General features: G+C 38.0%; 16 protein-coding genes. 2 read left to right on the top strand and 14 right to left on the bottom strand.

Going from position 1 to position 21030, the window contains the following annotated elements; all coding sequences use genetic code 11:
• Window positions 1-2: 2 nt before the first annotated feature.
• The 9 genes from amrS to queA form a co-directional block, all read right to left on the bottom strand.
• Complete coding sequence (gene amrS / locus K9L86_00080; protein MCF7907263.1) at window positions 3-878, bottom strand: AmmeMemoRadiSam system radical SAM enzyme; 876 nt, start codon at window positions 876-878, stop codon at window positions 3-5.
• Complete coding sequence (locus tag K9L86_00075; GenBank protein MCF7907262.1) at window positions 875-1408, bottom strand: cob(I)yrinic acid a,c-diamide adenosyltransferase; 534 nt, start codon at window positions 1406-1408, stop codon at window positions 875-877. Before K9L86_00075 ends, amrS begins: the two co-directional genes overlap by 4 nt.
• Window positions 1409-1424: 16 nt before the next feature.
• Entirely contained in the window at window positions 1425-1982 is a 558-nt protein-coding gene (gene folE, locus K9L86_00070) for a GTP cyclohydrolase I FolE (GenBank protein ID MCF7907261.1), read from the bottom strand.
• A gap of 6 nt (window positions 1983-1988) precedes the next feature.
• The gene (gene mnmE / locus K9L86_00065) at window positions 1989-3410 is read right to left on the bottom strand and encodes a tRNA uridine-5-carboxymethylaminomethyl(34) synthesis GTPase MnmE (protein MCF7907260.1); all 1422 of its coding nucleotides are present in this window, start codon (window positions 3408-3410) and stop codon (window positions 1989-1991) included.
• A gap of 12 nt (window positions 3411-3422) precedes the next feature.
• Window positions 3423-4751, bottom strand: a complete 1329-nt coding sequence (locus tag K9L86_00060) for a bifunctional folylpolyglutamate synthase/dihydrofolate synthase (GenBank protein MCF7907259.1) — start codon at window positions 4749-4751, stop codon at window positions 3423-3425.
• A gap of 31 nt (window positions 4752-4782) precedes the next feature.
• Complete coding sequence (gene purH, locus K9L86_00055; protein MCF7907258.1) at window positions 4783-6297, bottom strand: bifunctional phosphoribosylaminoimidazolecarboxamide formyltransferase/IMP cyclohydrolase; 1515 nt, start codon at window positions 6295-6297, stop codon at window positions 4783-4785.
• A gap of 2 nt (window positions 6298-6299) precedes the next feature.
• A complete protein-coding gene (locus K9L86_00050) occupies window positions 6300-6989 on the bottom strand; it encodes a DUF933 domain-containing protein (protein ID MCF7907257.1) in 690 nt (229 codons plus the stop codon).
• 25 nt (window positions 6990-7014) lie between these two features.
• Window positions 7015-9021 (bottom strand): elongation factor G, encoded by a 2007-nt coding sequence (locus tag K9L86_00045; GenBank protein ID MCF7907256.1) that lies wholly within the window; start codon window positions 9019-9021, stop codon window positions 7015-7017.
• Between the two features lie 189 nt (window positions 9022-9210).
• Window positions 9211-10263 (bottom strand): tRNA preQ1(34) S-adenosylmethionine ribosyltransferase-isomerase QueA, encoded by a 1053-nt coding sequence (queA, locus tag K9L86_00040; protein MCF7907255.1) that lies wholly within the window; start codon window positions 10261-10263, stop codon window positions 9211-9213.
• Between the two features lie 81 nt (window positions 10264-10344).
• Here queA and K9L86_00035 point away from each other — a divergent pair, with 81 nt between their 5' ends.
• Both K9L86_00035 and K9L86_00030 read left to right on the top strand, forming a co-directional pair.
• Window positions 10345-11496, top strand: coding sequence for a GGDEF domain-containing protein (locus tag K9L86_00035; GenBank protein MCF7907254.1), 1152 nt, complete (start codon window positions 10345-10347; stop codon window positions 11494-11496).
• A 110-nt stretch (window positions 11497-11606) separates the two neighbouring features.
• The gene (locus K9L86_00030) at window positions 11607-12878 is read left to right on the top strand and encodes a hypothetical protein (protein MCF7907253.1); all 1272 of its coding nucleotides are present in this window, start codon (window positions 11607-11609) and stop codon (window positions 12876-12878) included.
• 14 nt (window positions 12879-12892) lie between these two features.
• On the opposite strand, the gene K9L86_00025 is transcribed toward K9L86_00030, so the two are convergent.
• The 5 genes from K9L86_00025 to K9L86_00005 all read right to left on the bottom strand — a co-directional run bounded on the left by K9L86_00025 (window position 12893) and on the right by K9L86_00005 (window position 20887).
• Window positions 12893-16087, bottom strand: a complete 3195-nt coding sequence (locus tag K9L86_00025; GenBank protein MCF7907252.1) for an AAA family ATPase — start codon at window positions 16085-16087, stop codon at window positions 12893-12895.
• 15 nt (window positions 16088-16102) lie between these two features.
• Window positions 16103-17305 carry an electron transfer flavoprotein subunit alpha gene (locus K9L86_00020; protein MCF7907251.1) on the bottom strand — a complete coding sequence of 401 codons (1203 nt, stop codon included), beginning with the start codon at window positions 17303-17305 and terminating at the stop codon, window positions 16103-16105.
• Window positions 17302-18093 (bottom strand): electron transfer flavoprotein subunit beta/FixA family protein, encoded by a 792-nt coding sequence (locus K9L86_00015; protein MCF7907250.1) that lies wholly within the window; start codon window positions 18091-18093, stop codon window positions 17302-17304. Before K9L86_00015 ends, K9L86_00020 begins: the two co-directional genes overlap by 4 nt.
• A gap of 62 nt (window positions 18094-18155) precedes the next feature.
• Complete coding sequence (locus K9L86_00010) at window positions 18156-19010, bottom strand: phosphoribosylaminoimidazolesuccinocarboxamide synthase (protein MCF7907249.1); 855 nt, start codon at window positions 19008-19010, stop codon at window positions 18156-18158.
• Entirely contained in the window at window positions 19007-20887 is a 1881-nt protein-coding gene (locus K9L86_00005; protein ID MCF7907248.1) for a phosphoenolpyruvate carboxykinase (GTP), read from the bottom strand. The genes K9L86_00010 and K9L86_00005 overlap by 4 nt, the downstream gene beginning before the upstream one ends.
• Window positions 20888-21030: the final 143 nt, after the last annotated feature.

Genomic DNA, 21030 nt, shown 5'->3' with positions numbered 1-21030 from the left:
CCTCAAACATTAACCACATTTCCTAGATATACATGGCCTAACCCCGAGGCCTCGCCGATAGCTTTAGCTTTTTTTAACGTTTCTAAATTAGTGGGTTTATGATCGATAAACTTATAGTCCGGATGAAATCCACTAATATGCCAGGGTATATCTCTGTCAACTGAATAAATAAACTTAGCAATATCAGTCAACTCGGCCTCAGAATCATTCTCACCGGGAATTACCAAGGTCGTCACCTCAACCCAAACCCCAAACTCTTTGAGTAACTTAATTGAATTAAGAACCGGGGTGAGCTGGGCTTTACAGTTTCTTTGATAAAACTCTTGGCGAAAACTTTTTAAATCTACATTAGCAGCATCTAGATAAGGAGCGATTTTAATAATTGCCTCTTTAGACATATAGCCGTTGGTCACAAAAATATTAAAAAGACCAGCAATCCTAGCTAGTCTCGCCACGTCATAAGCATACTCAAAAAAAACAGTCGGCTCATTATAGGTATAGGCGATACTTAAACAGTTGCTCGATTTAGCTGAATTCACAACTTCTTGTGGCTCTATTGGGTTATATAAACTAATCGATTTTTGCGGATCTTGAGAAATCTGCCAATTTTGACAAAACCCACATTTAAAATTACAGCCCAAGGTGGCTATAGAATAAGCAAAACTTCCCGGATGAAAATGATAAAGTGGTTTTTTTTCAATCGGATCAATATTAGCGGCGGCAACTCGAGCATAAATTAAACTATAAAGGTTACCGTCTTTATTCTGACGAACTTGGCAGATACCAAAGCCTTCCGGATTTATCTGGCAGTGATGCGCGCAAAGATAACAATGTACCTTTTGATCAGCCAACTTTTCGTAAAACATTGCTTCTTTCATTTCTTTTTAGAAAATTTCTTTGTTGTCTTGCGAGCAAACAAAAAAAGAAGATCAGATAGTCTATTTAAATAAATTAAAACAAAATCATTATTTATAAACTTTTTTCTCTTTAAAGTTACTATCCTTCGCTCTAGCTTGCGGGCTAAAGCACGAGAAACATCCAAACTACTGGAAACCGGGTTTGCTCCAGGCAAACAAAAACAAAAGCTAGAACAAATTGAACTCTCCTCAAGCTGCTCAATTAACTCTTCAAGACGTTCTATAAATTTATTATCTATCCTGACTTTAAGTTGTTTTCGGTGCCTTGCTTCAGTCGCAACCTCTGCGCCAATAATAAATAAATCTTTTTGAATCGATTCAACAATCTGCTTTAATTTTATATCCTTAGTCAGACTTTTTGAAATTCCCAAATAAGAGTTCAGCTCATCAAGAATTCCGCAGATTTCTATCCTTAAACTATCCTTAGCAACTCGCTTACCCCGACAAAGAGAAGTTTTTCCTTTGTCGCCGGTTTTAGTAGTTATTACCATTTATCAACAGCCCCCTTCATCTAGCTATCAGACTCAAAGTTTCACCCCGAGTCTTTTGGTTGGTACGAAATACCCCTCTAACTACTGAGGTCGTGGTGGTAGTCCCAGCCTTCTTAACTCCGCGCATTGACATGCAAAGATGCTCGGCCTCAATCACCACCATAACCCCCTTTGGTTTTAACTTTTTCATAATTATATCGGCAATCTCGGTAGTAAGCCGTTCCTGAACTTGCAACCGTCTAGCCAAAGTATCAACTACGCGAGCTATCTTACTCAAACCAGTAATTCTTTTATCGGGAATATAAGCTACGTGGGCCTTGCCAATAAAAGGAAGCAAATGATGCTCACACATACTATAAAGAGGAATACCTTTTAAAAGAATAATCTCATCGTGCTTCTGTTCTAAGATAACTTCGAGTTCTGAGGAAGCATCTTTAAATTGACCGCCAAGAATTTCCTGATACATGTCAGCAACTCGCTTAGGAGTTGCGGCGATGTCCTTTCTTTTTAAGTCTACACCAATTGCCTCTAAAATCATTTTGATTCCTTTTTCGATTCTTTTCTTATCCATCATGCCCCCTTATTTACCAATACAAAACTTGCTAAATATATTCTCTAGAATCTCCTCTGAATATACTTCGCCAGTTAGTTCAGCTAGACTATCTAAACATTCTTTTAAAGAACATCCAACTAAATCAATGGCATCGTCAGACTCAAAGCAATCTTTAGCCTCAGTAATACTCTCTACGGCTTTTTTTAAAAACTGTTCCTGATAATGATTAAGGAAAATAATATTTTCTCGATTCAAGCCGTTTTTATATACACTATTAAATACAGCTTTTTCTAAATCCTTAATGCCTTTTTTCTTTAAAGCGCTTAGAAAAACTTTAGGCTTTTTAAAGTTAGCAATGGTTTCCGCTTTAAGTTTTTGCTTTAAATCCCTTTTATTAATAACAATGATCACATTCTTATCCTTTATTTTGTTAAGTAAGAATAAATCATCTTTATCTAAACTACGCGAACCGTCAAGCATAAGAATTATTAAATCCGCCGAGTCAAAACTTTGGTTAGTTTTAGCTATCGCTTTTTTAGTAACCAAATCCCTGGGCTCAATCAAACCAGCCGTATCGTATATCCTTAAAGGCACGCCGCGAATATTTATAGTTTCTTCGATTACGTCCCGAGTGGTGCCATGAATCCTGCTCACAATGACCCTTTCTTCTCTAAGCAAGCAGTTAAAAAGGGTCGACTTTCCGGCATTAGTTTTTCCACAAATAATACATCTTAAGCCTTCTTTTAAAATTTTGGCATCTTTAGATCCGATGAGTAACTTATCAAGTTTATTTTTGAGTTGGTTGATCTGCTTTTTTATAAGACCTGTTGAAATTTTTAGCTCATCCTCAGGAAAATTGATATAGGCTTCAACCTGAGAAAATAGCTCTTTTAAATCCTGTTTAACTAAATCTATTTCTTTTGAGAGCTCGCCCTTGAGCTGCTGTTGGGCTAACCTCAGACCTTGGTCAGACCTTGCTTCAACAATATCTCTAACTGCCTCAGCCTGAATAAGATTTATACGCCCATTGACTAAAGCCCGATAGGTAAACTCACCTCTTTGAGCCTGGCGAGCACCCTGCTCGATTATTAACTCTAAAATCTTATTCAGAACCAACACCCCACCGTGGGCAGAAATCTCAACCACATCTTCCTTAGTATAAGAACGTGGCTTCCTCATTAGACTTAGCATAACTTCATCAACAACTAATCCAGTTTTTAGCTTTGGTTTTTTGGCCTTAGTTCTCTCCACTATCCAACCATAGAAAAGACTGTTGCCTTTAACTTTACGAATATCTTTTTTGTTGGCCGGCTTAAATATTTTTGAAGCAATCTTTATGGCCGCTTTTCCGGAAATTCTAATTACCCCTAAAGCTGAGGCAGAAGGAAAAGTAGCAAGGGCGACTATAGTATCGATTGAATTGTATTTCTTTAATTTAGACTCATTCATTGCAAAAACATTTTAGCTAAAATTTCCAAAAAAGCCACTGGTTTTAACAACCCGCTTTGCTTGAGCTACTAAGAACAAAGACCCACTAATTAAAATTAAAAAATTTTCTTTATAAAGCTGCCTAGCTATTACTAAGGCTTGGCGAAGATTAGAAGTCACTATACTTTCGCCTTTAGCATATTTTTTAAGCTTAATCGGATCAGCGACCCGGGGGTTCTTGAAACTAGTTAAGATTAACTTTTGATAGGGTATTTTTTCTAGCATTACTTTAGCTGCTTTGTCTTTCAAACAGCCAAAGATTAAAATAACTTTTTTTGAACGATAATACAGCTTTAAATTATCACTGAGCGCCGAGAAAGAAGAAGGATTATGGGCAACATCAACTAAAACTAATGGCTTTTGTGAAATTAGCTCAAACCTACCCTCAAGATTTAACCTATCAAAATAACGATTAAGTTTATTAACCTGCAGCTTATTGTTGTTTAATAAAAAATAAGCACAAAGGGCACAGGCTGCATTATCAGCTTGATAGCTTCCTAAAAAAGGTAAACTTAAATTATTCAACTTATTATTGTTTCGATCAACATAATCAAAAACCGTAGCCGCTGCCTTAAGACGCAGCTTATTAACTTTAAAATCACGCCCTAAAAGAAAAAGCGGCGCTTTTTTTACCTTGGCAATTTGTTTAATTATCTTTAAAACCGAAGGTTGCTGCTTAGCGCAGACCACCGGTACTCCAGTTTTTATTATGCCGGCCTTCTCTTTAGCTATTTGATAAAGCCTCCGACCTAAAAGATCAGTATGGTCATAGCCAATATGGGTAATGACTGAAACTTTTGGCTTTACGATATTGGTTGCATCAAGCCTTCCGCCGAGGCCGGTTTCGATTACTGCGTAGTCTACTTTTTTTTCCAAAAAATATTTAAAAGCTATCGCTGTGTAAATTTCAAAAAAACTTAACTGACCTAATTTCGGCGATAACTTTCCTTTTTCAATTTTACTTCTTAAGCCTTCAACTATTCTCACCAAATCTTCTTTGGAAATCATTCTCCGGTTGACTCTGATCCTTTCCCTAAAATCAAAAAGATGCGGTGAGGTATATAATCCAACCTTAAATCCACAAGCAATCAAACTTTGTGCGCAAATTTTAGCGGTTGAACCTTTACCTTTAGTTCCGGCGATATGTATGGCTTTTAAATCCTGATAGGGTATTTTAAGCTGCTTGAAAAGAAAACGCACTCTTTCTAACTTAAAAGAATTTTTATAGTTAAACTTGGTGGTTTTTTCATAATTAATGAAGTCTTCTAGATAGCCGCGAGCTTGACAATAATTAGTAATCATTTTCAGGAGGCAGAAACTTTAAAAATAAGTTTTAATGGCGGAAATGACGGATGCCGGTAAAAATCATTGCTATACCCAGCTTGTCGCAAACTTTTATAATCTCATCATCCTTTATTGATCCACCAGGCTGAATAATAGCTCTGATTCCTTTTCGATAAGCTACTTGGATTGAATCTTCTTTAGGAAAAAATCCGTCTGAAGCTAAAACTGCTAACTTGGACGAAGAAACAGCCTTACTCAAGGCTATTTTTACTGCACCAACCCTGGAAGGTTGACCGCCACCAACCCCTAAAACAGCACTGTTTTTGGCGATAACAATCGCATTCGACCTTACGAATTTAGCTACTTTCCAAGCAAAAATAAGATCTTTCATCTCGCGAGAGCCAGGTTTCTTTTTAGTAACTACCCTCAAAGAATTTTTATCAAAAGTAGAATTATCCTGACTTTGGATAAGATATCCGAACGAAGTCCCGCGGGCTTCCTTAAATGATACTTTTTTATTAAAATCAACCTCTAAAACCCGTAAGTTCTTTTTGGGTGCAAATAACTTTAAAGCCTCTTTGGAATAAGCCGGAGCAATAATACATTCCTTGAACTCGCTTTTAATAATCTGAGTAGCGGTTTCCTTGTCGACTTTACGATTTAAACCAACAACGCCACCAAAACTGGAAAGTTTATCGGCGTTATAAGATTTTTTATAAGCACCGGAGAGTTTACGGTCAACTCCAACACCACAGATAGAAGCATGCTTTACAATTGCCGCGGCCGGTTCTGAAAATTCCTTAACCATGCTCATCGCCGCATCAAGATCAAGAAAATTATTATAAGAAAGCCCCTTACCTTGAAGTTGCTTAAAATCGGCCGTATCCGCCTCAACCATTTTATATAAAGAAGCTTTTTGATGAGGATTCTCTCCGTAGCGAAGTCGCCAAGCTTCTTCAAAATTCCAAGTAGCGATATCCTTACCGCGAAAATAATTATAGATGGAGTTGTCATACTCTTTAGTAAGATAAAAAGCTTCCTGAGCCAAAATTCTTAAGGTCTCAGTAGATATAAAACCGTTATTTTTTTCAAGCTCAGCGAGTACCATTTTGTATTGGGCCGAAGAACTTATACAGGCAACGTTTTTGAAATTTTTAGCCGCAGCCCTGAGCATTGCCGGACCACCAATATCAATATACTCAATCATCTCATCGCAACTTAAACGTTCTTTTCTTTTTTCGACGAAAGGATAAAGGTTAACCACTATCAAGTCGAAAGGATATATTCCCAACCCACGCATTTCCTCCATGTGTAACGGATGTTTTTTATTAGCTAGAATCCCTCCAAACACCTTAGGATGAAGCGTCTTAACCCTTCCGGAAAGTATCTCCGGAAACGAAGTAAGGGTCGCTACCTCCTTAACCACCACACCGCTTTTACGCAACAAGGTGGCTGTTTTACCGGTTGAAACTACATCAACATTAAAGTTAACCAACTTCTTTACAAAGTCAGCTATTCCCTTTTTGTCCCAAACACTAATTAAAGCTCTTCTTATTCTTAACATAATTACACATTAAACCTTATTTCAATAATATCGTTTTCCTCAACTACGTAATCGCGATCTACCAGCTTTACAAAGCCTCGCGAACGAGCCTCGGCCAAATTGAAAAAACTATCTAAATCCTTACAATTAACCACTTCGCCCTTGATAAAACCACGTTTCAAATCGCTATGAATTTTTCCGGCAGCTTCTAATATAAGCTCACCTTTTTTTAGACTCCAAGCGTGAACCTCTTTTTTACCGGCAGTAAAAAATAAAATTAATCCTGACTTCTGAATTACTTCCCCAATCAAACTGTTGATATCAGCGACTTCGTTTTTAACCAGGCAAGGTTTAAAAGTTAAAAGTGGCAAAGTCTTTAAAAGCGTCTTCTCAGAATCGGATAAATTAAGATCACAAAGAAGCTCTTCCGCTTCTAAGGCTACCTGTGCTTTTTTGAAGAGCAGCTTCTCAGCCTCACTTTCACAACGTGAAAGTCGGGTTTCAATCTTTTCTAAATCGGTAACAATCAAATCAAGCCGCTTACTCTCAGCAAGAACTATTGCCTCTGATTGATCAATATCGCTATCGACAAACTCAACCGGATAAGGAGTTGATTTTTTAGGAGAAAACTTCTCAACTAACTTTTCAAAACAACTTGATTTATAAACTTGCTTTCCCGGCTCTAAATCTAATCCTAAATTAAATATCTTCACCTATTTTGGTATCCGCTCCTGGGTTTTACACATGTTGTTCTTCTTTGGCAGCTTTAGATTGCTCAACAATCCCTTGAGTAATTCGGGCCGGAACAACTTCATAACTATCAAAACTCATAGTATAGGTTCCTCTACCGCCGGTAAATGAACGCAAATCAGAGGCATATTTAAACATCTCAGCTAAAGGTATATGTGCCTTAACCACATCATTCTTGCCTTTAGTTTCCATTCCTAATACTCGACCGCGTCGAGAACTTATGTCACCGGTAATCTGACCCATAAATTCTTCAGGAACGGTAATCTCAACATTCATAACTGGCTCAAGTAAAACACTTCCGGCTTGGTCAAAAGCCTTCTTTAAAGCCATTGAGGCAGCAATCTGAAAAGCCATATCTGAAGAGTCAACCGGATGATAAGAACCATCATAAAGTATCACCCGAATATCGGCTATCGTATAGCCAGCTAGAAATCCTTTAACCATTGACTTACGAATACCTTTCTCGACTGAAGGAATAAAATTACGCGGGATAGCTCCTCCGACAACCTTATTAACAAACTCAAACTGCTTGCCGCGCTCTAAAGGCTCAACTTTAATAAAAACTTCACCGAATTGGCCTTTACCGCCAGTTTGTTTTTTGTAGCGATGAGAAACATCCACCGACTTGGTAACTGTTTCTAAATAAGGTACTTTAGGCGTTCCCAATTCCACATTAGCCTGATATTTTCTTTTCATCCTTCCAATAATCACATTAATATGCAACTCTCCCATTCCGGAAATAATTAGCTCTTTGGTTTGAGCATCTCGCGATGTGCTACAAGTCGGGTCTTCACTAGTCAAGCGCGCTAAAACCGCTGATATTTTTTCCTCATCTTGCCTGGTTTTTGGCTTAACTGAAGCCGAATAAGCTGGAGAAGGAAATTCAGGAATCGGAAAATTTACGGGCCGTGATGAAGCGCAGAGGCTATCTTGACTAAAAGTATTTTTTAATTTTGCTGCAGCTACAATATCGCCAGCCGAAACTTCATCAACCGCAATCTGTTGCTTGCCTTGCAAGGCATAAAGCTGGCCAAACTTTTCCTTGTCATCTTTAGTAACATTAAAAAACTCACTATTAGAGCTTATTTTCCCCGAAAAAACACGGAATATCGTAAGTTGGCCAACAAAAGGGTCAACAATCGTCTTAAATACCTGAGCGCTAAATGGCTCCTCGAGTTTAGGTTTAATAACCAGTTCTTGATCAGACTTATCCTTAGCTAGGCGTCCGGCTGACTCACCTACTGCCGGCATGATTTCGGTAATTACCTCTAATAAAGTATCGGTCCCGAGCTCTTTAGTAGCCACACCACCAACTACCGGAAAGAATAAAGAGTTGGTAACTGCTTTATCCAAAGCAACCCGAAGTTCTTCATCTTCTAAAGCACCTTTATCTAGATATTTCTCTAGAAGAACATCGTCACTCTCAGCAACGCTTTCGGCAATCTGACTATAGAGAGTCGGGTCCATATCTTTATTTTTTAAAATATTTATTAACTTATCGCCCTCGACCTTAACTAAACTTCTCGCTTTTTTAGTTAGGCTTTTTTGAATATCGGCTAAAGTTACCTTATAATCAGTATCTTCTTTGTCTAACTTATTAATAAAAAACATGCAAGGAACTTTTTGAGCTTGCAAAATTTCCCAGGCTTTTTCAGTACCCACGCTCACACCCTCAACAGCGTCAACTACAATAATTGCGAAATCAACTACCCGCGAAGATGTTATTAACTCACCGATAAAATCTAGATATCCCGGAACATCGATAAACTGTAAACTATTTCCTTTATAATCAGCATGAAGAATCGAAAGGTTAATCGAGCTTTTGCGATCTCTCTCGTCATCCTCATGATCGCTTATTGAAGTGCCGGAGTCTACACTTCCCAAACGATTTACCGCCTTTGACTTAAACAGCAAACTCTCAGCTAAAGAAGTCTTTCCTGACTGAGCATGTCCGCAAATAAGAAATGTTCTCTTCTTCATCAAATCGCTATTCATCTTATATCCTCCTTAAGTGTAGTTGCGGGAAATAAAAGTTTACACTAGCAGATTCGGCTTAAAATATTACTTTTTTAAGCCCTAAGATAGCAAGTTTCTATTATATTAAAAATAGAGCCATTGGTCAAGAAAAGACACCTTTTTTTTATCTTACCTAACTCATTGTGGCGCAATGCAATATGAAAAAATTTAGATAATTAGCATTGCATCGCCGAAGCTAAAAAAGCGGAATTTGCTGGTTGCTGCCTGTAAATAGCTCTTTCTCAAGGCCGCTAAACCACAAAAAGAAGACATCAAGATGAGATTACTAGAACAAGGAGTATGAAAATTAGTAATGACTGCATCAACTATCCTAAATTTATAGCCGGGAACAATGTAAAGACTAGTTTCACCGCAAAAAGGCTTAACTTGATAATTAGCCTCAGCTTTACTATCCAAAAAACTGACCGTTTCTAAAGTTCTAATTGCTGTTGTCCCTACGGCAAAAACTTTTCTGCCAGTTTGCTTTGCTGAATTAATAATATCGCAAGCCGCCTTAGAAATATCTATCCACTCTGACTCTATTTTATGATTTCGAATATCGTCGGTCTTAACCGGTCGGAAGGTTGCCAAACCACAGTGAAGAGTAACATTTACTATCCTTGTCCCCTTATCCTTAAGCTGGCTAAGTAACTCTTTAGTAAAATGCAACCCAGCAGTTGGCGCGGCAACTGCCCCCGGCTGCCGAGCATAAATAGTCTGATAGTCTTCGGGCTTAGAAATCTTTTTCTTTATGTAATGAGGTAAAGGCATTTCTCCAAACTGATCCAGGAACTTCTTAAAATCCGAACAATAAAACTTAATCAAACGCCCGCCCTGATCAGTTCGGCCAACAACTTCAGCCTCGAACTTGTCTTCAACAAAAATAATTCTATCCCCTGGACGAAGGCGCCTTCCCGGTTTAACTAAAGCCTCCCAGGTATCTTTGGCCACCTCTTTAAGTAATAATAACTCGACCTTTAAACCTTGGGCTTTTTGGCCAATAAGACGAGCTTTGATTACTTCGGTATTATTTAAAACCAAGACATCACCGGGATTAAAAAAACTAAGGATATCGCTAAAAATCATTTGCTGAGTAAGCTTTTTCTTACAGTCTAAAACTAAAATCCGCGAACTATCCCGAGGCCGAACCGGTTCCTGAGCAATTAAGCTTTTAGGAATATTAAAATTATAGCTGGAAAGTTTAAACTTATCAGGAGTCATAATTGACCTATTGTACCAGAAGAGTTAGAAAAGTTAAGTGAAAGATTGACTTTTCAAGCTAAATGTGTTATTTAGAGAGTTGTGGAAGAAGAAATCCAAAGACTAAAAAATGAGCTAGAAAGGGTCCGTTCCCAACTTTACGTCTTCTATGAACTCACCAAGGCCATGCGCACGACCCTGCGCCTAGATGAAATAATCTACATCATCTTAACCGGACTCACTGCCCATGAGGGCTTAAGATTTAACCGGGCAGCTATTTTTTTCGTTAACCAAGAAAAAAAATCAATAGATGGTTTTATGGGCATTGGCCCAATTGACGCTCAAGAGGCCGGAGAAATCTGGGAAGCAATCGAAGAAGATAAAAAAGATCTCTACGACTTAATTGATAACTACCGCCACGTAAAGAAACTTACCGAAAAACCTAAATTTATGGAATTCATTCAGTCACTTAGCTTTCCGCTTAACAAAAAATCCGGCCTCCTATTTAAAGCTCTCGAAAAAAAAGAAACAATCCACATAAAAAAGAAAAATAGTGATAAGCTTAAAAGTGATCCAATAATAGAAAAACTTAACCTTAAAGAAAGTCTTATTTTGTCCCTCTGGATAAAAGGTAAACCCATAGCAATCATGGTAGTAGACAACTATATTACCAAGCAAGCCATAAGCGATAACGATCTAAAAACTTTTAATATGTTTATGGAAGAAGCCCAAGGAGCAATTGAAAACTCTAAAGATTTTGAAAATACACTTACCAAATCACACAGTGATTCTTTAACCGGCCTCTGGAACTATGGCTACTTTCAATATAAGCTCGACGAAGAGCTGACTAACGCCACCTCTTCAAAGTTACCTTTATCAACAATGATGATTGACCTGGATGACTTTAAAAAGTTTAATGATTCCCGCGGTCACACTCAAGGAGACTTAGCCTTGAAAAAAATAAGCCAGATAATTCAAAAAAACTGCCGTAAGTTTGATGTTCTTTGCCGCTACGGTGGTGAGGAATTTTCACTGATTTTGCCGGGCAGCAACAAAAAGGACGCCCTCCTCTTAGGCGAAAGAATCAGAAAATCGATAGCCAGAAGTAACTTTTTGGAAAGTAAGTTTACCGTAAGTATTGGAATCTCCTCATTCCCCGAAGATGCAACCGATAAAAAAACCCTCATTGAACGAGCCGATGAAGCCCTCTACACAGCTAAAGGCCAAGGTAAAAATCGAGTAGTTCTAGCTTAAAAAATTTAAAATCTTACCTGAAAACGTTTGCAAACTAATCCCAAATCCACCTTTAATCTCCATGTAATACATGTTATCTTTAAAAGGTAACCCTTCGGAGAGGCGAAACCATGGAAAAAACAAGCTATAAAATCATTATTTTTGGGATATTCTTAAGTTTACCTTTCTATAGTCAAAAAGTTCTAGCTGAAGGATTTACAAATCTTTCAATAGCTATTAGAATGGCACAATTTGCACCCACTCATGTTAGCAATAAAGAGCTCACCCCAGAACAAAAATCTCAAGTAAAACAATTAGATCAACAACATACAAAACCGCAAAAAGGCGAATCCTCGAAAAATCATAAAAACCGAACACGCGAAACTCTAAAAAATCCCGGAGTAAAAGCCGAGTACAAAAAGCTTGGTATTGTTTCCGTTCATGACGGCCAAAGAGAAATAATGATTGCAAACTCCCCAGCTGATCTGGGAGCGGCCAACAAAAAAGGGGAAAAAGTTCTCTACTACTATCCAAACGGTGATCTCGATGGCGAGCCAAAAAAAATAACTGTTCACAGCAACCTTTATGAATATGCAAAACTAAGAAATTCTAATCCTCCGGGAGGAAAATACTTTAAAGAAAAAAAAGAAGAACCTGAAAAAGAACACCTGCCTTTAGGCTTTTTTAGACCAGATCTCGGAGTCCATATCTATGAAGCATTTTTTCATCCAGCCATTGTCGAACATGAATTCAGCCACTCCTTAGATAATCTTTACGGCTTAAAGCTGGCACCAGGAGAGCAAAGTATTGGCGGTGGAGTGACTCTTGGTTATAACGATTCTGAATTAACCCGATTTCAAGAAAAAATTATAGAGCTCGCTAAAAAAGTTGATGCTAGTGGCGATCCCGAACTAATACATCATTTCAATAAATTGCTTCACCATTTTGCCTTCAACTACGGTAATGACAATCCTTCGCTCGACTCTAAAACCAACTTCGCAGACTTAACCGCAATAAGAGCTATCTTTACTACACCTCAATTAAGAATGCTAGCTAACAAAGCTGCCACTGAACTATTCTCTTGGAGCTTATCGACAAAATATCCCGAATGGCCGCTTGCAGAGCGTCAGTTCAGAGAATTTACAGAAGAAGAAAGCCAGGCCTTCAACAGAAAGACTAATTCACCAGCGACTTACCCAATGGTAAAGGCTTTTCTAATGGCAACCAAAAACCATAAAGAAGTGCAAAAATTTATATCTAGCCATAACCGAATTTCGCCCAACCTATCAGATTTCGCTAATTTTATCAATTGCAACGATTATGTAACAATAAATTTAAAAAATTCTGGATTTATGACTGGCAATGTTTATGTTGTGTCAAAAAAATTTCTAGAATCAAACTAGGGGCTTTTCTTAAACTACCTGCTGGCCGGAGCTTTTTCAGCATCTTCAGCAAACTTAACCGATACTAATTTAGAGATGCCTTTCTCTTGCATGGTAACACCGTATAAAACATCGGCGTTGCTCATACTCTTCTTATTGTGGGTGATTAGAATAAACTGAGAGAAGGATGAAAACTTCTTTAATAGGTGGTTAAATCGATCAACATTAGCCTCATCTAAAGGGGCATCAATTTCATCAAGTACGCACAACGGTGATGGTCTTACCTTAAAAATAGCAAAAATTAAACTTATTGCCGTTAGAGCTTTTTCACCTCCTGACAAAAGTGAAACATTCTGTAATTTTTTGCCCGGCGGCTGGACTTCGATTTCAACCCCAGACTCTAAAACATTCTCCGGATCTACTAAGGTAAGATTTGCTCGACCGCCGTTAAAAAGAAATTTAAAGTGTTGTTTAAACTCCACCTGAATCTTATTAAAAGTATCTAAAAATAGCTCTTTTGAAGTGCGGTTAATCTTCTGAATAGCCTTTTTAAGATTATCCTTAGAAGTAATTAAATCATTCTTTTGGGTCTCCAAAAACTCCTCGCGTTTTTTTAACTCCTCAAATTCTTCAATCGCAACTAAGTTTACTTCTCCCAAAGATTTAATCCGCTTCTGAAATTTTTCCTTGCTAAACCCTAAATCTTCTAGGCTGTTCTGGGGTAACTCTATTTCTGATGAATTAAATTCAATATTATAAACCTGTTTTATATAGTCAGCTACTTTTTGTTTCTCATATTCCAAACTTTGTATTTCTAATTTTTTATTATAAGTAGCGGTGCGCAGCTCTTGTCTTTCTTTTTCAAAAATCTGCAAACCGGCTTTAGCTTTATCCACCTCTAGAAGCAGGCCGAGTTCCTTCTTCTCTAGCGAATCCTTAACCTGACGCTGTTGAGAAATTGCAGTAGTTGACTCAGTAATTTTTAGTTCAAGCCCAACTATTTCGTTACCGAAAAAATTCACCCGCTCTAGACTTTGGGATTTTTCTTGATCAACCTGGTTAAGGTTACTTTGAATATCACCTATTTCACTTTGGAAAAGGGTAATGTTAGATTCTAAAGTTTCTTTCTCTTTGACTAAAGACTGTTTTTGAGCATGACTTCTGGCAGTTTCAACATCAATCTCATTAACTCTTTCTAAGGCTTGACTTATTGTGTTTTGGGCCTCAACCAACTCTTGATTTACCGCAGCCAATACCTCTTCAGCTACATCAGCCTCTTGACTAATCGCCGCTTGCTTTCTTTCGGAATCGCTGATTTCATCAAACGTAGTTTTAGTCTCTTGGGTAAGCAGCTCGGCCTCTTCTTCTAGCCGGTCTAATTCTCTCTGACAGGTATTCTTTCTTTGATCAGCATCCTGAAATTTTCTTTTTTCCTCTTCTAGCTCTATAACCTCATTCGATAAATCTTCACTCAATCTTTTCTTGTCCTGTTCAAAACTACCAAGACGAGAATTGCGTTCATCAATCTCAACCCTAACCGCGGTTATCCTATCTTGGAGTTGTTTCTCTTCGAAAGAAATAACCTTCGCTTCTATTTCAGCTCTGTAGCCTCCAGCTTCTTTTACAAAAGTGACATCACCGATCGAAGCAACAAGCTTATTAATATCCTTAGGTTCTTCATCAAAGATAACGGTTATCTTTTTCTTAACCGAAAAATTCTCATATTTTACCTTTAGATCTTTTAAAAACTCATATGATGCATTAAGCTCAAGCAATTCCTTTTCTTTATCAAAAATACTATTCTTAGTATCATCGATCAAAGATAGCATCTGTTTTTTCCGTGCAATTAAGTTATTTTTCTTATTTTGAAGCCCTTCCAATCTAGATCCAGCTTCACTGTAGGCCTGTTGGCTCTCGTTAAGACGCTGACGATTTTCGTTAAGCATAGTTTCTAATTTTGCCTTATCGAGAAGAAGTCTCTTTTTACGATTAGCCAAGGTTAAAAGGGTAGTCTGGATCTCAATTAATACATTATGAAGATGGGCTTTCTTATTTTCTGACTCTAATATTGTTTCTTTATAATCCTTACTTTTGTTTTTAACCAGACTAACTTTATCTAAAAGAGACTCTTTTTCTTGTCGGTAGTTTTCGATAACTTGATCAGTTTGGGTAATAATTCCGTCAATCCCGGCTAAACGCTCTTTTTCAGTGCGATTACGTTCTTTCTGCAAATCAAAACGCTGGTTAAGATTTATTTTAGCTAGCTCTAAATTCTTATTACGTTGAGTAAGTTCCTCTATCCTTTGCTTATTAACCGCAATATTGCTGGTTGCACTCTCGGTCTGAGCCTGCAGAGATGCGACCGCTGCACTAGCCTGGTCAAGCTCTCCTCTTAAAGATTTTAACTCAGTATGCAGTTCCTCCCATTTTTGATTAACCTCTTTTAGCTGTTCATCCTTATCAGATTCTTTTGCTTTAGAATCATTCAAACCATCAAGAACCTTATTTATTTTTTCCTCTAAATCTTTGACTTGCAAGCTAGCAATTTTTTTCTCAACCTCTACTAACTCATGCTGGACTTCCTTATACTTCTTTGCCTTCTCGACTTGACGTTCTAGGTACCGAATCTGACGCTTAAGCTCAGAAAGAATATCATCCAGGCGCAACATATTATCCTCAGCTTCCTTAAGTCGGCGCATGGTTTCCCGTTTCCGCTCTTTATACTTTACAATACCACTGGCTTCATCAAAAATAAGACGTTTATCTTCAGGCTTATAGCTTAAAAATATCTCAATTTTACCCTGCTCAACAAAAGAATAGGTAGATTCGCCAATACCAGTACCCATAAAAAGCTCCTGAACATCTTTGAGCCTAACTACGTTTTTATTGATAAAGTATTGACTCTCTCCGGATCGATAAAGTCTGCGGCCTACTGAAACTTCTCTGAAGTCTATCGGCAGATACTTATCCTCATTGCAAAAGACAAGATTTACTTCAGCATAGTTTAAGGGCGGGTGATGCTCTGTGCCATTAAAAATAATGTCCTCCATCTTTGTTCCTCGTAAAGATTTGGGACTCTGCTCACCTAGCGACCATTTGATTGAATCAAAAACATTACTTTTTCCACAACCGTTTGGCCCTACAACTACTGTTATGCCGGATTCAAATTTGAGACTAGTTTTTTGCGGGAAGGATTTAAAACCGAAGATTTCGAGCTCTTTAAGATACATACATAAATTATAACACTATTTACCGTGAATTTCCCGAATTTTTTTAATTAAAAGTGGGATCACCTTAAATAGGTCTCCAACGATGCCATAATTAGCAACTTTAAAAATCGGTGCGTCCGGGTCTTTATTGATAGCAATGATTACTTTTGCCGACTGCATTCCAACCAAATGCTGGATTTGACCAGATATGCCACAAGCAATATAAATCTTAGGGCAAACCGTTCTTCCGGTTTGTCCGACTTGATGCGAATAAGGAATCCAGCCAGCGTCCACGCAGGCTCGAGACGAACCGACTGCAGCACCGAGCGCCTCAGCTAACTCTTCTACCAAGGCAAAGTTCTTTTGATCGCCTAAGCCTCGGCCGCCAGAAACAATAATGTCAGCCTCGGATAAGTTAACCGTAGCAATGGTTTCTTTGATGAAGTCGAGAAATTTTATCCTTTCATCCTTGCCCTTTTCGTCAAATGATTCCTCGATAATTTCACCAGTTCTTTTAGAGTCACGCTCAGATTCCGGCATCACTTTGTGCCTAACTGTCGCCATCTGAGGCCGAAAGTTAGGTGAAATAATCTGAGCCATAATGTTTCCACCAAAGGCTGGCCGGGTTTGGATTAAAATCTTTTTTTCTTTATCAATATCTAAGCCAGTACAATCAGCAGTTAAGCCAGCATAAATACCAACGGCAATCCTTGAAACCAGGCTTCTTCCGGTTGTGGTTGCTCCGGCTAAGATAATCTCCGGCTTGTACTTTCCGACTAAGCCAGCAATTGCCTTAGTATAATTCTCGGCAATATAATGCTTAAGCGCCGGTGAGTCAATTACAAATACCTTATCAGCCCCACGATAAATAAGCTCTTGAGCCTTATCGGTTATAGCTTCTCCTAAGAATATTGCTCCGACATAAGTTCCCAAATCGTTTGCTAACTGACGGGCCTTGTTGAGCAGCTCAAAAGCAACCGAGGAAACAACCCCATCTCTTTGTTCAGCAAAAACCCAAACCCCCTTATATTGAGAAATATCTTCCTCAATTACTACCGCTTGACGTTCAATTATAATTGCCTTAAAACTACAGCTATCCAGACAAGCTCCGCAAAGAGTACATTTATCTAAATCAATAACTGCTTTTTTATCAGATAGCGTAATCGCTGTGGTCGGACAAACTTTCAAGCAGAGCCCACAGCCAACACATTTATCTTGAATTACTCTTATACCACTCATAATATATCTTTGATTTCCTCAACTAGCTTGCTAACAATCTCCTCAGGCTCACCTTCAAGCATTTGGCCACCTTCCTTAGGCGGCGGAGTGAATATTTTAACTACTTGAGTCGGCGAACCGATCAAGCCTATTCTGTTCTCATCAATAGCTAAATCTTTATTACTCCAAGTAGGAATATCCGCCTTTCTGGCTGCCATCTTCCCACGCAGAGAAGGAAGTCGTGGTTCATTTATCTCTTTTACTACTGTAATCATTGCCGGAAGCTGTAACTCTATCAACTCATAGCCTTCCTCAAGTAATCGTTCAACAACCATTATTCTGGGAGTGGTATCAAGATGAACCGTATCTATCCTTCGCACATAAGTAGCTTGTGGTAAATCAATGTGGGCAGCGATTCCCGGCCCAACTTGAGCAGTATCACCATCTGAAGCTTGTTTACCGCAAATAACTAAGTCAAAATCTCCAATTTTCTTTATTGCCCTAGCTAAGATCAAACTGGTTGCCCAAGTATCTGAACCAGCAAAAGCCCGATCTGAAAGGTGAATTGCCTTATCAATGCCTAAAGATAAGGCTTCCCGAAGAGCGTCAACAGCCTGTGGCGGGCCCATGGTAACCACGATTGCCTCTCCGCCAAAGCGTTCTTTTAAACGAACCGCCTCCTCAATCGCATACATATCAAAAGGATTGATAATTGAAGCAACCCCTTCGCGGATTAAGGTATTAGTCTCGGGGTTAATCTTAACGTCGGTTGTGTCAGGGACTTGTTTTATGCAAACTACTATCTTCATAATTTTTAATAAGATACTATAGAATTAACGATTGGTCAACTATAAATGTCTAAGGCGAAGGATTAACTAGTTAATAAATGTAAGGCTTCTTGATATTTAGCTTGAGTTTTCTTAACGATTTCTTCAGGCAAATCAGGACCAGGCGGAGTTTTATCCCAATCCAAAGTCTCTAAGTAATCACGAACAAACTGCTTATCGAATGAGGCCTGCGAACGCCCTGGCCCATATTCAGCTTTAGGCCAAAAACGCGAGGAATCAGGAGTTAAAACCTCATCGATTAAAATTAAATTATCTCCGTCTAAGCCAAACTCAAACTTAGTATCAGCAATGATGATTCCTTTACTTAAAGCATAATCGGCTGCTTTATTATATATAATTATACTTATTTCCTTAATTTTAGCGGCTAAATCCGGGTCGATTTTATCTTTCATGTAGTCAAAGCTAACATTCTCATCATGTCCAACTTCAGCTTTTGTAGCCGGAGTGAATATCGGCTCAGGTAACTTTTCTGACTCTTTTAACCCAGAAGGTAGTTCTATTCCACAAACGCTCTGAGACTTTTTATACTCCTTCCAACCAGAACCGGAAAGATATCCCCTTACTACACATTCAAAAGGAACAACCTTGCATTTTTTAACAATCATAAATCTACCAGCAAGATAATTTTTATCATTCACAGCACTATCAGGTAAATCAACTACATCAGTAGTAATTAAATGGTTGGCTACTGTGCCTTTTAAGAGTGAGAACCAGAAAAGTGATAGTTCGGTTAAAACTTTTCCTTTGTCAGGAATAGGAGTCGGTAAGATAACATCAAAACAGGAAATCCGGTCAGTGGCTACCATCAAGAGCTTATCACCTAAGTCATAGACATCACGAACTTTTCCCTGTCGAAATACTTTTAAATCACTAATCATGATACCTCCTCTAACTTAGCTGGTTCGATATAATCACCTAACTTAGCCTGGGCCTCTTTCAAACGTGCTTCTTGGGCGTCTAGTTCTTGAAATAGCTCTTGAGGTATATTCTCAGCTTTTTGATAGACCGCTTTTATTCTATTAATCTTAGTAAGATTTTCAGAAATTCTAATCTTAAACTGCTGATTATAATCAACCTGAGAATAATCTTTCTTTAATACCTCAGAAAATAAAGCTTTTAAATCTTCATATTTAGGAATTAATCCAGTGGGAGATTTTAAAGCCTTAACCTTACCCTCTGAACGTAAGTTTATCCATTTAAGCCAAATACGCTTATCCTGAATTGCATTTAAAAATTTACCCTGCTTGTCTCTTAAAAAATAGTTGACTGAAAAAATTGCCGGGGCTTTTGTTGCCTTTTTACCAAACTCAAGATTAATATCTACGTACTTTCCTAAAGGAATTGAAAGAAAATCAATATTCGACATCGGGTTAAAAACTCTCACACCTTCAGCCCCTAGGGTTGCTGCGGTTGTCTCTGACTCTATGTTTGCTGCCTTAGTCACAACCCCTTGTTGCCAGGAAAATGCCTGCTCAACCGGAACTGAAGTATCTGAATCTCTACCGCCATAAATTAAGCCCTTAACTTCAACACCTTGTGAACTTTCTAAGTTCTCATCAACATTTTCTAAATCTTTAAGCCTAATTGTATAACGAGCATTCTTGTGCGATGGAGCAATCTCAACTCCTTTTGAATCACATTTACCCGATTGCCAATCTCCAGAATAGTTAACACCTCTTGCCGGGACTTCACCGTCTTTGCCAATCCAATATGGAGTCTTAGCCTGATCGATTAAGATATTAGAAAAAATTACCTCACCCTCTTTAGTTAAAGATTTAAACAAAAGGGCATCATCTTTAGAGCCTACATCTTTAATTATACCAAATATTCCCCGCTCAACATTAACTGCATAAACCTTGTTATCTCTTATTCTTAAATAAGCAATATCGTCACCAACTATTGTCTCTCCGCTAAGCATAGCGGTTGAGGTTTTTCCACACATACTCGGAAAAGCTCCGGCAAAATAAGATTTTTTGCCTTGAGCATCGTGAACCCCCATTAAAAACATATGTTCAGCCAACCAACCTTCGCGAGAAGCTTTCTGAATTGCTAATCGAAGGGATAGCTTTTTCAAACCAACTGTATTTCCAGCATATTGGGTGTTAGCGCTATAAACTAAATTATTTTCTAAATCTATATATACTCTTCTTTTATCTACATTCTTGCTAACACAATTCTCAAGATCGCCGGCGCTATGAACAAACTTAAAAAATTCGCTAGACTTTGACTTTTTAAACTGCTCATAGCCAGGCCGATAAAGGATATCCTCAGAATGAGATACATATGATGAATCAGTAATCTGAACTGCCGATATTGAAAACTCTGAATTAACCGGTCCAAGGCAAAAAAAGCAAATAAACATCTCTTTGCCTTTCATTATATCTTTTAAGGTAGCCTTTATCTCAATTAAGCCTTCCTCTTTATCAATGCTATTTAAAGTTTTACCTAAAGAAGATCCTTTAGGTACAAGATAACGAGTATTTTTCTTATCGCGAGCTTGATCAAGCGGACCGTCAAAATGACAAGTATGGCCTTCGATAGCCAGTTCCTTTTCCTCACCTAAGCTAATTGTTTTCTCACGAATATAGGCAATATCTTCCGAGGAATCAGTACGGACAAATACTGACTCAGGATTACACAACTCTATATATTCGCCAATAAAATTAATTAATTCCGGATTTTCTAAAGCAATAAGTTTATTTAAATTTTCCGAATTAAGCCTTTGATTTAAGAAGTCTAGATAGTTTTTAGTCATTAGATTCTCCTATGTTAATTGTCCAGTATATTCTACTCTCAAAATATCAAGCCATTTATCGCAAGCCCTACATTAGGCTGGAGATAAATGGTAAACTTTTTTATCAGATTGTAATTTAAAATTACTAAAATCTTCAAATACCC

The sequence above is a fragment of the Candidatus Omnitrophota bacterium genome (genome assembly GCA_021735655.1).
In the GTDB taxonomy this organism is placed as follows: domain Bacteria; phylum Omnitrophota; class Gorgyraeia; order Duberdicusellales; family 4484-171; genus JAHKAJ01.
The sequence above is the reverse complement of the archived record's forward strand: the minus strand, read 5'-3'. Positions and strand labels throughout refer to the sequence as shown.

Excerpts from the sequence above, each read along its gene's own strand:
- K9L86_00060 (MCF7907259.1), bottom strand. The coding sequence starts at position 4,751 with ATGATTACTAATTATTGTCAAGCTCGCGGCTATCTAGAAGACTTCATT.
- K9L86_00020 (MCF7907251.1), bottom strand. The coding sequence starts at position 17,305 with ATGAGTGGTATAAGAGTAATTCAAGATAAATGTGTTGGCTGTGGGCTC.
- K9L86_00010 (MCF7907249.1), bottom strand. The coding sequence starts at position 19,010 with ATGATTAGTGATTTAAAAGTATTTCGACAGGGAAAAGTTCGTGATGTC.
- K9L86_00015 (MCF7907250.1), bottom strand. The coding sequence starts at position 18,093 with ATGAAGATAGTAGTTTGCATAAAACAAGTCCCTGACACAACCGACGTT.
- purH (MCF7907258.1), bottom strand. The coding sequence starts at position 6,297 with ATGTTAAGAATAAGAAGAGCTTTAATTAGTGTTTGGGACAAAAAGGGA.
- folE (MCF7907261.1), bottom strand. The coding sequence starts at position 1,982 with ATGATGGATAAGAAAAGAATCGAAAAAGGAATCAAAATGATTTTAGAG.
- K9L86_00005 (MCF7907248.1), bottom strand. The coding sequence starts at position 20,887 with ATGACTAAAAACTATCTAGACTTCTTAAATCAAAGGCTTAATTCGGAA.
- K9L86_00045 (MCF7907256.1), bottom strand. The coding sequence starts at position 9,021 with ATGAATAGCGATTTGATGAAGAAGAGAACATTTCTTATTTGCGGACAT.
- mnmE (MCF7907260.1), bottom strand. The coding sequence starts at position 3,410 with ATGAATGAGTCTAAATTAAAGAAATACAATTCAATCGATACTATAGTC.
- K9L86_00030 (MCF7907253.1), top strand. The coding sequence starts at position 11,607 with ATGGAAAAAACAAGCTATAAAATCATTATTTTTGGGATATTCTTAAGT.
- amrS (MCF7907263.1), bottom strand. The coding sequence starts at position 878 with ATGAAAGAAGCAATGTTTTACGAAAAGTTGGCTGATCAAAAGGTACAT.
- K9L86_00025 (MCF7907252.1), bottom strand. The coding sequence starts at position 16,087 with ATGTATCTTAAAGAGCTCGAAATCTTCGGTTTTAAATCCTTCCCGCAA.
- queA (MCF7907255.1), bottom strand. The coding sequence starts at position 10,263 with ATGACTCCTGATAAGTTTAAACTTTCCAGCTATAATTTTAATATTCCT.
- K9L86_00075 (MCF7907262.1), bottom strand. The coding sequence starts at position 1,408 with ATGGTAATAACTACTAAAACCGGCGACAAAGGAAAAACTTCTCTTTGT.